Raw genomic sequence first — 12,639 nt, 5'->3', positions numbered from 1 at the left:
CAGACTAACCCCGTGGCCGGAGCCCGGTAAGGCTGCCTCCCCGGTGCCGGGCCCGCGATCTTTCGCCCACTGTTCCTGACGGTGCGTCAGTTCACTAGGGTGGGCCGCGTGAGTGAGCAGACGCAACAGACGAACCCCGGCGTCGTGATCGTGGGCGCCGGCATGGCCGGCGTGCAGACCGCCGTGGCCCTGCGGGAACAGGGCTACGAAGGCCCCGTGACCCTGCTGGGCGCCGAACCCCACCAGCCCTACGACCGGCCCCCGCTCTCCAAGGCGGTGCTCCTCGGGAAGGCTGAGGACTCCGCGTTCGAGGTGGACTTCGAGGACCTGCGCATCGGCCTCCGCCTCGGCGTCGAGGTCACCGGGCTCCGGGCCGGCGCCCGCGAGGTCGACACCGAGGCCGGCCCGGTCCCGTACGAGGTCCTCGTGCTGGCCACCGGAGCCGTGCCGCTGACCCTGCCGGGCACCGAAGGGGTTCCCGGCGTCCACCTGCTGCGCACCCTCGACGACGCCGCCCGGCTGCGCCCGGTGCTGGCCGCCGCCCCCGAGGCGGTCGTGGTCGGGGCGGGCTGGATCGGCGCCGAGTTCGCCACCGCGGCCCGCGAGGCAGGCTGCGCCGTCACGGTGGTGGAAGCGGCGGACCGGGTGCTGGCGGGGGCCCTGCCCGCCGAGGTCGCCGAGCCGATGGCCCGCTGGTACGCCGAGGCCGGCGCCACCCTGCTCACCGGCGCGAGGGTCGCCGGGATCACCGAGGGCCGGGTGCTGCTGGCGGACGGCCGCGAGCTGCCCGCCGGGGCCGTCGTCGTCGGCATCGGCGCCCGGCCCGCCACCGACTGGCTCGCCGGGACCGGGGTCGAGCTCGGCGCCGACGGCTCCGTCACCGCGGACGCGTACCTGCGCACCTCGCTGCCCGGCGTGTACGCGGTCGGCGACTGCTCCTCCTTCCCGTCGGCCCGCTACGGGGCGCGGCTGCTGGTCCACCACTGGGACAACGCCCTCCAGGGCCCCCGGGCCGTCGCGGCGAACGTCCTGGCCGGGGAGCCGGTCCAGGTCTACGACCCGGTGCCGTACTTCTGGTCCGAGCAGTTCGGCCGCTTCGTCCAGTACGCGGGCCACCACGGCGGGGCCGACACCCTGCTGTGGCGCGGCGACCCGGCCGGTGCCGCCTGGTCGGTGTGCTGGCTGCGCGGGGGCGCGCTGGCCGCCGTACTGGCCGTGGGCCGCCCGCGGGACCTCGCGCAGGGCCGGAAGCTGATCGAGACCGGTGCGGCCGTGGACCCCGCCAAGGTCGCGGACCCGGCCGTTCCGCTGAAGTCGGCCCTGGCCTGAGGCCTCCCGCCCCCGGACGGACGGGGTCGGGTACCGGCCGTCCGTCCGAGGTGGCAGGCTTGTCCCCGTGACCGAGATTGACGCAAAGATCGACGCCCTTGTCCCCTCCTGGCTGTACCTCCCCGACATCGCGGAGATGCTCGACATCGAGGTGACCCGGGTCCGCCAGATGGTCAAGGAAGGGCAGCTGATCGCCGTACGGCGGGGCGAGAACCGCGCCCTGCAGGTTCCGGCGCAGTTCATCGACGGCGACAAGGTCGTCAAGGGCCTCGTCGGGCTGCTGACCGTACTGCGAGACGACCGCTTCTCCGACGAGGAGATGCTGGAGTGGCTCTTCACCGAGGACCCCTCCCTGCCCGGCACCCCCGTGCAGGCGCTGCGGGAGAACCGCGGTACGGAGGTGAAGCGCCGCGCCCAGGCGCTCGCCCTCTGACCGGCTGACCCACGGACGCGGCGGGCCGGGTAACCTCGGCCCGCCCGCACACCGTCACCACCAGGGGGGTACTCCCATGCAGCAGCTGTCCGACGCCCGGCTCTACCTGTGCACGGACGCACGCAAGCGGCAGGGAGACCTCCCCGAGTTCCTGGACGCCGTCCTGGCCGGCGGCGTCGACATCGTCCAGCTCCGCGACAAGGGCATGGAGGCGGGCGAGGAGCTCGAACACCTCCGGGTCTTCGCCGAGGCCGCCCGCCGCCACGGCAGGCTCCTCGCCGTCAACGACCGCGCCGACGTCGCGCACGCCATCGGCTCCGACGTCCTGCACCTCGGCCAGGGCGACATCCCCGTCCCCGCCGCCCGCGCCATCCTCGGCGACCGGGTCCTGATCGGCCGCTCCTGCCACGCCGAGTCCGAGGTGGACGCCGCAGTCGCCGAGCCGGGAGTGGACTACTTCTGCACCGGCCCCTGCTGGCCCACCCCCACCAAGCCCGGCCGCCACGCCCCCGGCCTCGACCTGGTCCGGTACACGGCCTCCCTCGCCCAGGACCGCCCCTGGTTCGCCATCGGCGGCATCGACGGCGGCAACCTGGACGAGGTCCTGGACGCCGGCGCCACCCGAGTCGTGGTCGTCCGCGCCATCACCGAGGCCTCCGACCCCGGCGCGGCCGCCGCCGAGCTCGCCAAGCGGGTCCGCGCCCGCCTCGGCTGACGGGGCCGACCGCGAGGGTGTCCAAAAATCTGTCCATCTTGTGGACACCGCTTCGGTGTCCGCCGGGCCGCGTCTAACCTGCCGGTATGGCCCTTGGCACCGCTTCCACCTGGTCGGACCGTGCACACACGGTCCGCGACCTCCTCGCGTCCGGAACCTCGTACTCCTTCGAGTTCTGGGCTCCCAAGACCGAGAAGGGCGAGCGCAACCTCTGGAACGCCCTCCGCCGCATCGAGGCGGTCTCCCCGAGCTTCGTCTCCGTCACCTACGGTGCCGGCGGCTCCACCCGGGGCGGCACCGTCCGCGCCACCCAGCAGATCGCCTCCGACACCACCCTGACGCCCGTCGCGCACCTGACCGCGGTGGACCACTCCGTCGCCGAGCTGCGCCACGTCATCGGCCAGTTCGCCGACGCCGGCATCCGCAACATGCTCGCGCTGCGCGGCGACCCGCCGGGCGACCCCATGGGCCCCTGGGTCCGGCACCCAGAGGGCGTCGACTACGCGGCCGACCTGGTGCGCCTGCTCAAGGAGTCCGGCGACTTCTGCGTCGGCGTCGCCGCCTTTCCCGAGATGCACCCCCGCTCGGAGGACTGGGACACGGACATCCGGCACTTCGTGGACAAGTGCCGCGCCGGTGCGGACTACGCCATCACCCAGATGTTCTTCGATCCCGAGAATTATCTGAGGCTGCGCGACAGCGTCGCCAAGGCGGGCTGTGAAACCCCGATCATCCCCGAGGTCATGCCTGTTGTGGGCATCAAGCAGCTCGACCGGCTGCCGCAACTGAGCACCGCGGTCTTCCCCGACGCGGTCAAAGAACGCATGCTCGCCGTCAAGGACGATCCGGCCGCTGTACGCTCCATTGGCATCGAGTTCGCCACGGAGTTCTGCGCGAGGCTGCTGTCCGAGGGTGTTCCGGGACTGCACTTCATCACGCTGAACAATTCCACGGCGACCCTAGAGATCTACGAGAACCTGGGCCTGCACCAGCGGGCCTGACCGGCCGTCTCCTCTTCCCGCGCGGGCGGCCGTACCGAGAGGGGCCTTGCATGGGAATGACGGTCCTCTACATCGCGTTCGGCATCGTCGCGTTGTGGCTGCTTGCCGAGGTCCTGATGCAGTACAAGGCCCGGCTGCGCTGGCGCCTGCTCGCCTTCACCGGCTTCGTCGGGGTGGTGGCCGGGGTGATATTGCCGTCGGTGCTCGTGATCGCCGTGGGTGCGACCGCGTTCGCCGTCGGCCAGACCCTCGTCACGCTGTCCTTCCGCAAGGGCTTCGTGGCCGGCTGGGCCCTGCGCCGCGGCGGACGGCCCGCACCGGCCCAGGCGCAGAGCAGACGCCGCCGCTCCGGGGGCGCACCGGCCCCGGAGCCCGTGCTGGAGGTCACCGGGCTGGAGTACGCCGACCAGGACGCCGGCCCCGGCGGGGACACAGGCTCCCAGGACCCGGTGTTCACCCCGCAGCCGGTGCCCGAGGAGACCGGCTCGTACGGGATACAGAGCTTCGCCCCCCAGCAGCCGCGGCAGGACCAGCAGCCCGGCGCCGACACCCCCTTCGCCTCGCCGTTCACCACGGCCGAGCAGGACGCCCACCAGTACGCGGCCTACTACGACCAGCAGCAGGGCCAGGGCGGCTACTACCCCGGCGGCGAGCAGCAGGTCTACGCCGCCTACTCGGACCCGTACATCGGCACCGGCGGCGAGGTCTCCCCGGCCCCGCCCTACGACGGCACGGCCTACCCGCCGTACGCGGACCCGGCCCAGCAGCAGTACTCCATGGACACCCCGCCCGGCGGGGTCTGGGTCCCGCAGCAGCGCGCCACCGACGCCGCCCCGCAGCAGCAGCCCTACCCGCAGCAGCCGCAGGAGTACCCGTACCCGTACCCCGGCAACGGCGGCGGGGAGTACGGCGGCCAGTACCGCCACTGAGGGGGCCCGGCGGGCCGGGGCTCACCGCGAGCCCCGGAACTCCGCCCCCTCCACGATCAGCCCGGCCACCAGGGCCCCCGTCATCCCGGCGTGCGCCAGCCCGCCGCCGGGATGCGCCCAGCCGCCCGCGAGGTACAGCCCGGGCAGCGCCGTCGTGTTCGCCGGGTACAGCATCCGGCCGCCGTCACCGGGCAGGGCGGGCGCCGGCACCGAGCCGCCGCACGCGCCCGTGGCCGCCTCCACGTCCTCCGGGGTGCGCACCTCCTGCCACAGCAGCCGCTCGCGCAGCCGGGGGACGGCCCGTGCGGCGAGGTCCAGCAGCTTCTCCGGGTCCGGGACCGGCGCACCGCCCGCGGGGCCGCACACGGCGCTCACGGTGACCGCCTCGTGGTCCGCGTCGGGCCGGGTGGCGGGGTCGTCGGGGCGCAGCACCGTGACCAGCCGGACGCCGGCGGTGCCGGGGGAGTGCACCAGCGTGCGGTGGACGGCGTCCGCCGGGCGGGCGCCGTGCAGGGCCAGCAGCAGGGTCAGCCGCCCGGGCGCCTCGTCGCCCCGGGCCGGTACGCCGCCGCGCGGCCGGGGCACGGAGGCGCCCGGCAGCTGCCTCGGGTCGATGCCGCAGACGACCTGGTCGGCGGCGGCCTCGGTGCCGTCGGCCAGCCGCACCCCGGCCGCCCTGCCGTCGCGGGTCAGCACCGAGCTGACGTCGGCGCCGAAGACGAACTCCACCTTCCGTTCCCGGCAGCGCTCGTACACGGCGGTGGCCAGCTCCCGCATGCCGCCCCGGACGTACCAGCTGCCGAAGGTCTGCTCCATGTAGGGCAGCGCGGCCGCGGCGGCGGGCACGGTGTCGGGGTCCAGCCCGTACGCCAGGACCCGGCCGGCCAGCAGCTCGCCGAGGCCGCCGCCGAGCTCGCGCCGGGCGACCTCGGCCAGCGTGGGCGGACGGCGGCGCAGCAGGCCGCTGCCGCGCAGCGCCGGGTACGGGTCGCGGCCCAGCACCTGCCAGTCGGTGCGCAGGGGCTCCTCCAGCAGGGGGCGGCGGGTCGCGTCCCAGGTGTCGCGGGCCCGGCCCAGCAGGGCGTTCCAGCGGTCGCCCGCGCCCGCGCCGAAGGCCCCGTCGAGGGCGGTGGCCACCCCGCCCCGGGAGGCGCCGGGGAGGGTGACGGCGGTGCCGTCCAGGACGTGCCGGACCGCGGGGTCCAGCTGGACCATGTCGACGCAGTCCTCCAGCGGCCGCTTGCCGGTCTTGACGAACAGGTCGCGGTAGACGGCGGGCAGGTGCAGCAGCCCGGGCCCGGTGTCGAAGGCGAAGCCGTCGCGCTCGTACCGGCCGACGGCACCCCCGTACGTGGTCCCGCGCTCGTACACCGTCACCTGGTGGCCCGCCACGGCCAGCCGGGCCGCCGTCGCCATCGCGCCCATGCCGGCGCCGATCACCGCAATTCTTGCCATGGCGCTGAGCCTATCGAGCGGTTCCTTCCGCTCAGCCGGGCGGTGCCCCGCCGGCGGTCCGGGCGGCGGCGAGGCGTTTCTCCTCGCGGCGCTGGGCCCGCCGCCGGCGGAAGCGTCGGATCCGGCTCCAGAGGAAGACGATCAGGGCCAGGCCGGCCAGCAGCAGTACGGCCGCGATGACCGCGGCCGCCTGCGGGTTGAACATGGCGAAGGTGACGAGGGCGCCCACGCCGAGGTCCTCGGCGGTGCTCAGCACGATGTTGCTGAACGGCTCGGGGGAGGTGTTGACCGCCATCCGGGTGCCGGCCTTGACGAAATGGCTGGCCAGCGCGGTGGAACCGCCGATCGCGCCGGCGGCGAGGTCGGAGAGCGAGCCGCTCTGCCCGGCAAGGAGGGCGCCGATCACCGCTCCGGCGACGGGCCGGATCACGGTGTGGACGGTGTCCCACAGGGAATCCACGTACGGGATCTTGTCCGCCACGGCCTCGCACAGGAACAGCACGGCCGCGGCGATCAGGACGTCGGGGCGCTGGAGCGAGGCGGGGACCTCGTCGGACAGGCCGGTCGCGCCGAACACGCCGAGCAGCAGGACCACGGCATAGGCGTTGATCCCGCTGGCCCAGCCGCTGGTGAAGACCAGGGGGAGGACACTCATCTGATCAGCATGCCGCAGCGCGGGCGACCGGGCGGGTGGAAACGGCAAGGGGACGGCCGCGGTCGCGCGGCCGTCCCCTCCCCGACGGAGTGTGTGCGGGGCTACTGCCCCTGTTCGTCACGGCGGCGCTGCCACCGTTCCTCGATACGGGTCATCATCGACCGACGCTGCCGGTTTCGGCCACGGGCCGAACCGCCGGCACTTCCGGAGACGGGCTGCTCGCCGGGCTTGGGTACCTTGCGCCAACCGGTGACCACGAGGACCGTACAGGCCAGCATGACGAGGAATCCCACCACGCTGATCCAGAGCACTTCCTGCCAGATCACACCAGTCATGAGGAGCGCGATACCCACCACAATGCCTACGACTGCCTGGTAGACCCGTCGCCGGGTGTACGTGCGCAGTCCACTGCCCTCAAGCGCTGTCGCGAACTTGGGGTCTTCGGCGTACAGCGCTCGCTCCATCTGCTCGAGCATTCGCTGCTCGTGCTCCGAGAGCGGCACGGGAGTCCTCCTCATCCGTCGGTCGCGGGGGGTAGCGACCAGGGGTCCCCTTCAGGATAGGCGGGGAATCGCCCCCGTGATACCCGCCCTCTACGCCACATTCTGCAAACCACCGTGCCAGGCAATTCCAGCGAGCCGGACGCGGTGCCGAACGAACGGGTGCTTCGAACGTACCGGCGCCAAGGCGGTCATCGAGGCGCTTATTCCCCAATGAGCAGTCCGCCATGCCGACCGGTGCACCCGATCATACGGGTCGGCGCGCCGGAAAGTAGGGGATCCGTCGGAAGCCCGCTCGAGCAAGCCCGCAGATCAGGAGGGCTTCTCGCCCAGGACGTGCAGCTGCGTGGCCACCGCGTGGAAGGCGGGCAGCTCGGCGGCGGCCTCCTCCAGACGCAGCAGCGCGTCCACCGCGCCGGGCTCGGTGTCGACGAGGACCCCGGGGACGAGGTCGGCGAAGACGCGCACGCCGTGGACGGCGCCGACCTCCAGGCCGGCGTCCCCGACCAGCGCGCTCAGCTGCTCGGCGGTGAAGCGGCGCGGCACCGGGTCGCCGGAGCCCCAGCGCCCGGCCGGGTCGGTGAGGGCGGTGCGGGCCTCGGTGAAGTGCCCGGCGAGCGCCCGCGCCAGCACGGCCCCGCCGACGCCGGCGCCGAGCAGGCTGAGGATGCCGCCGGGGCGCAGGGCGGCGACGGCGTTGGCCACGCCCTCGGCCGGGTCGTCCACGTACTCCAGCACGCCGTGGCAGAGCACCACGTCGTACGCGTCCCGCTCGACGACGTCCAGCAGGCCCTGCGCGTCGCCCTGGACTCCGCGCACCAGGTCGGCGACGCCGGCCTCGGCGACCCGGCGCTCCAGTCCGAACAGGGCGTTCGGGCTGGGGTCGACCACGGTCACGCGGTGGCCCAGGCGGGCCACCGGCACGGCGAACTTGCCGGTGCCGCCGCCGGTGTCCAGCACCTCCAGCGTCTCCCGCCCGGTCGCCTTCACCCGGCGGTCGAGGGCCTCCTTGAGGACCTCCCACACCACGGCGGTGCGGAGGGAGGCGCGGGGGCGGGAAGTGTCCGACACGGCTGATGGCTCCTCGGCGCGAAATGGGGTGGGGCGGTGCGTGCCCCACCCTATTGCCTCGGCCGACCTGCCAGCTCATCCGGCGTTCGGACGCTCCGGGCGCGGTTGCGGCAGGGGCTGCGCCACAGGCTGCAGGGCGAGCATCCGCTCCACCAGCCGCAGGAACATCCCCGCCTCCCGGACGAGGTCGTCCGCGTCCCGGCCGCTCGCCGCGTCCGGTATCCCCGCCTCGGCCCGGGCCCGGCGGGCCGCACCCGAGGCGAACAGCGCGCTCCACTCGGTCAGTTCCGGCGCTATCTCCGGCAGGACCTCCCACGCGCTGCGGATCCGGGGCCGCCGCCGGGGGTTCGCCGGTTCGGGCCGCCCGCGTGCGGCGAGCACGGCCGCGGCGGTGCGCAGCGCCGCCAGGTGGGCCGTGGCGTACCGCTCGTTGGGCCGGGGCAGCAGGGCCGCCTCGGCCAGGCCGCTGCGGGCCTTGGCGAGCAGGTCGAGGGCGGCCGGCGGTGCGGACGCCCTGCGCGGGACGGGGTGGACAGGGGACGGGGACGGTGTGGCCATGACGAACCTCCTGTCGTTGCGTGGTGCTCGGCGTGCTGCCGGTGTCTGTGTTCGTGGATCCATCGTGACGGCCCCCACTGACAATCGCGCTGACCTGCGGGTTCGTCCTGATCTCGGCCGAACGTCGGCGGCCGGCTCCCGAACCTGCTAGTTTTTGAACTGACCGGTCAGTTCAAAAGGAGGGGGACGGGCGTGGACAGCCCGCACGGCGCCGCCGTCAAGGCCGAGGGCTTCGGACTCAAGGGCCCGCGCGGCTGGGTGTTCCGCGACGTGGGGATCGACGCGGCCCCCGGATCGCTCATCGCCCTCGAAGGCCCCTCCGGCAGCGGCCGGACCTGCCTGCTCCTCGCCCTCACCGGGCGGATGAAGGCCACCGAGGGCCACGCCGAGATCGGCCGCCACCGGCTCCCGAAGAAGATGGCGGCGGTCCGCCGGATCACCGCCCTCGGACCGGTCCCCGGCGTCAACGACCTCGACCAGGCCCTCACCGTCGCCGAGCAGCTCCGCGAGGGAGCCATGCTCCAACGCCGCTACGACGCCCCGCTGCGGACCCTGCTGCGCCCGCGCGGCGACCGCCGCGCCACCGCCCGGACCCGGATCGACGAGGCGCTGGCCGCCGTCGCACTGGACCCCGCCACCCTGCCCAAGGGGGAGCGGACCTCCGTACGCGACCTGGAACGCCTGGAGGCCGTACGGCTGTCCGTGGCCATCGCCCTGCTGGGCGGCCCCCGGCTGCTGGCCCTCGACGACCTCGACCTCAAGCTCTCGGACGCCGAACGCGCCGAGGCCTGGGCCCTGCTCCGCTCGGTCGCCGACCGCGGGACGACCGTCCTCGCGGTGTGCAGCGAGGCCCCGGAGGGCGTGACGGTGCTGCGCACCGGCGAGGCCGCCCCCGCGAAGCCGCGGACCGGCAGGCACACGGAAAAGGCCGCGCCCGCGCGGGCCGCCGCCCCGGGCGCCGACGGCCCGAAGATCACCTGGGGCCTGCCCCCGGGCAACGACACGGACCCCGCCGCCCCCGCCGCCGCACGGCCCGAACCGGACGAGCCACGGCCGGACAGGCCCGGACCGGACGAGCCCGAACGCGACGAGCCCGAGCCGCGGAAGCCGAAACACGCCGAACCGGCCGGCACCACCGACAACGACAACGACGAAGACGGGAAGGGGACGGACGATGCGCTCGCCGAAACTGGCCGCGCTTGAGCTGAAGCGGTTCGGGCGGGGGAAGCTGCCCCGGGCCGCCCTCGTCGCGCTGCTCCTGCTGCCCCTGCTCTACGGGGCCCTGTACCTCTGGTCGTTCTGGGACCCCTACAGCCGCCTCGACAAGGTGCCCGTCGCCCTCGTCAACGCCGACAAGGGCGCGGACGTGGGCGGCGAGCACCTCGACGTCGGCGGGGAGCTCACCCGCAACCTGCGCGAGCGCAAGACCTTCGACTGGCGCGAGGTCAGCGCGGAGGAGGCTGCCGAGGGCCTGGAGGACGGGACGTACTTCCTCTCCCTGACCATGCCCGCCGACTTCAGCGAGAAGATCGCCTCCAGCGGCGGCGCCGACCCCACCACCGGGGCCCTCCAGGTCCGCACGAACGACGCCAACAACTACATCGTCGGCTCGATCTCGCGCACCGTCTTCTCCGAGGTCCGCTCGGCCGCCTCCACCAAGGCCTCCCGCAGGTTCCTCGACAAGATCTTCGTCTCCTTCTCCGACCTGCACGACAAGACCGCCGAGGCCGCCGACGGCGCCGACAAGCTCAAGGACGGCGCGGGCAAGGCCCAGCAGGGCGCGAAGGACCTCGCCGACGGCCTCGACACCGCCAAGGAGAAGACTGGCGAGCTCACCGGGGGCCTGAAGAAGCTCAACGAGGGCGCCGCCAAGCTGGAGACCGGTTCCCGGCAGGTGGCGGACGGCACCCAGAAGGTCGCCGACGTGGTCAACGGCGCCGCCGACAAGGCCCGCCCCTTCGTCAAGGACCCCAAGAACCTCGCGGACACCGCCAAACTGGTCGCCGACACCGCCAAGGTCGTCAACGGCCACCTCGACAAGGCCGTCGAGAAGGCCCCGGCCGCCGCCGCGATCACCAGGCAGGTCTCGGGGCTCGCCGACTCCAACTACAGCCGGTACTGCGTCAAGCCCGACCCCCAGCTGCCCGCCGGCTTCTGCGACCTGCAGAAGAAGATCAAGGACGACGCGGCCCAGGCCGCCCTGCTGACGGGCGACGTGAACACCGTCCTCGGCAACTCCAAGGGCGACGTCACCAAGCTCAAGGGCCAGCTCACCGACCTGGAGAACAAGGCCCGCGAACTCGCCGTCAAGGCCCCGGCCCTGGCCGGCGACCTCGACGCGGCCGTCGCCCAGGCCAACGCCCTCAACGACGGCGCCCACAAGGTCGCCGCCGGCGTCGTCGAGCTGCACAAGGGCATCGGCACCGCGGCCGGCGGCTCCGGCAAGCTCGGCGAGGGCGTCGGCAAGCTCGGCGACGGCGCGCAGCAGCTGGGCGGCGGCATGGTCAAGCTCGTCGACGGCAGCGGGCAGCTGGCCGGCGGCCTCCACGACGGCGTCGGCAAGATCCCGGACTACGACCAGCAGCAGCGCGACGCCCGTACGCAGGTCATGGCCGACCCGGTGCAGCTCGCCAGCCAGGCCCTGCACAAGGCGCCCAACTACGGCACCGGCTTCGCCCCGTACTTCATCCCGCTCTCCCTCTGGGTCGGCGCGATGGTCGCCTACATGCTGATCGCCCCCATGAACAAGCGGGCCCTGGCCGCCGGCGCCTCGCCCTGGCGGATCGCCCTCGCGGGCTGGCTGCCCGTGGTCGGCCTCGGCGCCGCGCAGGTGGGCGCGCTGATGTCCGTACTGCACTGGGCGCCGGGCCTCGGCCTGAAGATGGCCCACCCGGCCCTGACCATCGGCTTCCTGGTGCTGGTCACCGCCTGCTTCGCGGCGATCGTCCAGTGGCTGAACGCCAAGTTCGGCGCGGCCGGCCGCATCCTGGTCCTCGCCGTCCTGATGCTCCAGCTGACCTCGGCCGGCGGCACCTACCCCGTCCAGACCAGCCCGGACTTCTTCAACGGCATCCACCCGTACCTGCCGATGTCGTACATCGTCGAGAGCCTGCGCCGCCTGATCACCGGCGGCGACCTCACCCCGGTGTGGCAGGGCTGCGCCGTCCTGGCGGCCTTCACGGTCGGGGCCCTGGCCCTCACCACGCTCGCCGCCCGCGGCAAGCAGGTGTGGACGATGGACCGGCTGCACCCCGAACTGAGCCTGTAAGGGGCTGTTGACCTGTGAGAATCAGCGCCATGGAAAGCAGCAGCACCACCGCCGGCGGGGCCCGGCGGCAGGCCACGCGGCAGAAGCTGTACGAGGCGGCCGTCACCCTGATCGCCGAACAGGGCTTCTCCGCGACCACGGTCGACGAGATCGCCGAGCGGGCGGGCGTGGCCAAGGGCACCGTGTACTACAACTTCGCGAGCAAGACCGATCTCTTCGAGGAGCTGCTGCGGCACGGGGTGGGTCTGCTGACCGCCTCGCTGCGGGCCGCCGCGGACGAGACCGAGGCCCGCGGTGGCAGCCGGATCGAGGCCCTCGACGGGATGATCCGCGCGGGCCTGGTCTTCATCGACCGGTACCCGGCCTTCACCCAGCTGTACGTCGCCGAGCTCTGGCGCACCAACCGGGCTTGGCAGTCCACCCTGATGGTGGTGCGGGGCGAGGCGGTGGCGGTCGTCGAGTCGGTGCTGCGGGAGGGCGTGGAGCGCGGGGAGCTCAGTGCCGAGATCGACGTGCCGCTGACGGCGGCCGCGCTGGTCGGGATGGTGCTGGTGGCGGCGCTGGACTGGCAGGCGTTCCAGAGCGAGCGGTCCCTGGACGACGTGCACTCCGCGCTGTCGCTGCTGCTGCGGGGACGGGTGAGCGGAAGCCGCTGACCCCCCCGGTCGGCGGTGCCGCCGGCCCCGGGCGACGGCGTAGAACTGAGTATCCGTACCTAGACGTAC

General features: G+C 73.6%; 13 protein-coding genes. 8 read left to right on the top strand and 5 right to left on the bottom strand.

The annotated features are described in order from the left end of the window. Positions 1 to 162 precede the first annotated feature (162 nt). From D1J60_RS10085 to D1J60_RS10065, 5 genes are all read left to right on the top strand, one after another. Positions 163 to 1,329, top strand: coding sequence for an FAD-dependent oxidoreductase (locus D1J60_RS10085; RefSeq protein ID WP_241253547.1), 1,167 nt, complete (start codon positions 163 to 165; stop codon positions 1,327 to 1,329). Positions 1,330 to 1,396: 67 nt separating this feature from the next. Next, positions 1,397 to 1,762 (top strand): Rv2175c family DNA-binding protein, encoded by a 366-nt coding sequence (locus tag D1J60_RS10080; protein ID WP_042803199.1) that lies wholly within the window; start codon positions 1,397 to 1,399, stop codon positions 1,760 to 1,762. 76 nt (positions 1,763 to 1,838) lie between these two features. After that, positions 1,839 to 2,477, top strand: coding sequence for a thiamine phosphate synthase (thiE, locus tag D1J60_RS10075; protein WP_125596314.1), 639 nt, complete (start codon positions 1,839 to 1,841; stop codon positions 2,475 to 2,477). A gap of 86 nt (positions 2,478 to 2,563) precedes the next feature. Then, positions 2,564 to 3,478, top strand: coding sequence for a methylenetetrahydrofolate reductase [NAD(P)H] (gene metF / locus D1J60_RS10070; protein WP_125596311.1), 915 nt, complete (start codon positions 2,564 to 2,566; stop codon positions 3,476 to 3,478). A 50-nt stretch (positions 3,479 to 3,528) separates the two neighbouring features. Next, positions 3,529 to 4,407, top strand: a complete 879-nt coding sequence (locus D1J60_RS10065) for a hypothetical protein (protein ID WP_125820870.1) — start codon at positions 3,529 to 3,531, stop codon at positions 4,405 to 4,407. A 21-nt stretch (positions 4,408 to 4,428) separates the two neighbouring features. Here the strand turns inward: D1J60_RS10065 and D1J60_RS10060 are convergent, their stop codons facing one another. The 5 genes from D1J60_RS10060 to D1J60_RS10040 all read right to left on the bottom strand — a co-directional run bounded on the left by D1J60_RS10060 (position 4,429) and on the right by D1J60_RS10040 (position 8,646). Beyond that, entirely contained in the window at positions 4,429 to 5,862 is a 1,434-nt protein-coding gene (locus D1J60_RS10060; RefSeq protein WP_125596305.1) for an NAD(P)/FAD-dependent oxidoreductase, read from the bottom strand. 31 nt (positions 5,863 to 5,893) lie between these two features. After that, positions 5,894 to 6,517, bottom strand: a complete 624-nt coding sequence (locus D1J60_RS10055; RefSeq protein WP_125820869.1) for a DUF4126 domain-containing protein — start codon at positions 6,515 to 6,517, stop codon at positions 5,894 to 5,896. 101 nt (positions 6,518 to 6,618) lie between these two features. Continuing rightward, the gene (locus tag D1J60_RS10050; RefSeq protein WP_125596299.1) at positions 6,619 to 7,020 is read right to left on the bottom strand and encodes a DUF3040 domain-containing protein; all 402 of its coding nucleotides are present in this window, start codon (positions 7,018 to 7,020) and stop codon (positions 6,619 to 6,621) included. A gap of 309 nt (positions 7,021 to 7,329) precedes the next feature. After that, the gene (locus D1J60_RS10045) at positions 7,330 to 8,088 is read right to left on the bottom strand and encodes a methyltransferase (RefSeq protein WP_125596296.1); all 759 of its coding nucleotides are present in this window, start codon (positions 8,086 to 8,088) and stop codon (positions 7,330 to 7,332) included. A 75-nt stretch (positions 8,089 to 8,163) separates the two neighbouring features. Beyond that, positions 8,164 to 8,646, bottom strand: coding sequence for an SAV_6107 family HEPN domain-containing protein (locus tag D1J60_RS10040; RefSeq protein WP_125596293.1), 483 nt, complete (start codon positions 8,644 to 8,646; stop codon positions 8,164 to 8,166). Between the two features lie 192 nt (positions 8,647 to 8,838). Here D1J60_RS10040 and D1J60_RS10035 point away from each other — a divergent pair, with 192 nt between their 5' ends. Genes D1J60_RS10035 through D1J60_RS10025 form a run of 3 tightly spaced genes read left to right on the top strand, consistent with a single transcriptional unit; the run spans position 8,839 to position 12,570 of the window. Next, complete coding sequence (locus D1J60_RS10035; protein WP_206436507.1) at positions 8,839 to 9,849, top strand: ATP-binding cassette domain-containing protein; 1,011 nt, start codon at positions 8,839 to 8,841, stop codon at positions 9,847 to 9,849. Beyond that, positions 9,821 to 11,914: a YhgE/Pip domain-containing protein gene (locus tag D1J60_RS10030; RefSeq protein WP_125823950.1), complete on the top strand. Its 2,094-nt coding sequence runs from the start codon at positions 9,821 to 9,823 to the stop codon at positions 11,912 to 11,914. The genes D1J60_RS10035 and D1J60_RS10030 overlap by 29 nt, the downstream gene beginning before the upstream one ends. 29 nt (positions 11,915 to 11,943) lie before the next feature. Then, entirely contained in the window at positions 11,944 to 12,570 is a 627-nt protein-coding gene (locus tag D1J60_RS10025) for a TetR/AcrR family transcriptional regulator (RefSeq protein ID WP_125596284.1), read from the top strand. Positions 12,571 to 12,639: the final 69 nt, after the last annotated feature.

The sequence above is a fragment of the Streptomyces sp. W1SF4 genome (assembly GCF_003950035.1).
Classification (GTDB): Bacteria; Actinomycetota; Actinomycetes; order Streptomycetales; family Streptomycetaceae; genus Streptomyces; species Streptomyces racemochromogenes.
The sequence above is the reverse complement of the archived record's forward strand: the minus strand, read 5'-3'. Positions and strand labels throughout refer to the sequence as shown.

Coding starts and splice junctions, on each gene's coding strand:
- D1J60_RS10055 (WP_125820869.1), bottom strand. CDS start 6,517: ATGAGTGTCCTCCCCCTGGTCTTCACCAGCGGCTGGGCCAGCGGGATC.
- D1J60_RS10040 (WP_125596293.1), bottom strand. CDS start 8,646: ATGGCCACACCGTCCCCGTCCCCTGTCCACCCCGTCCCGCGCAGGGCG.
- D1J60_RS10085 (WP_241253547.1), top strand. CDS start 163: ATGGCCGGCGTGCAGACCGCCGTGGCCCTGCGGGAACAGGGCTACGAA.
- D1J60_RS10030 (WP_125823950.1), top strand. CDS start 9,821: ATGCGCTCGCCGAAACTGGCCGCGCTTGAGCTGAAGCGGTTCGGGCGG.
- metF (WP_125596311.1), top strand. CDS start 2,564: ATGGCCCTTGGCACCGCTTCCACCTGGTCGGACCGTGCACACACGGTC.
- D1J60_RS10025 (WP_125596284.1), top strand. CDS start 11,944: ATGGAAAGCAGCAGCACCACCGCCGGCGGGGCCCGGCGGCAGGCCACG.
- thiE (WP_125596314.1), top strand. CDS start 1,839: ATGCAGCAGCTGTCCGACGCCCGGCTCTACCTGTGCACGGACGCACGC.
- D1J60_RS10065 (WP_125820870.1), top strand. CDS start 3,529: ATGGGAATGACGGTCCTCTACATCGCGTTCGGCATCGTCGCGTTGTGG.
- D1J60_RS10060 (WP_125596305.1), bottom strand. CDS start 5,862: ATGGCAAGAATTGCGGTGATCGGCGCCGGCATGGGCGCGATGGCGACG.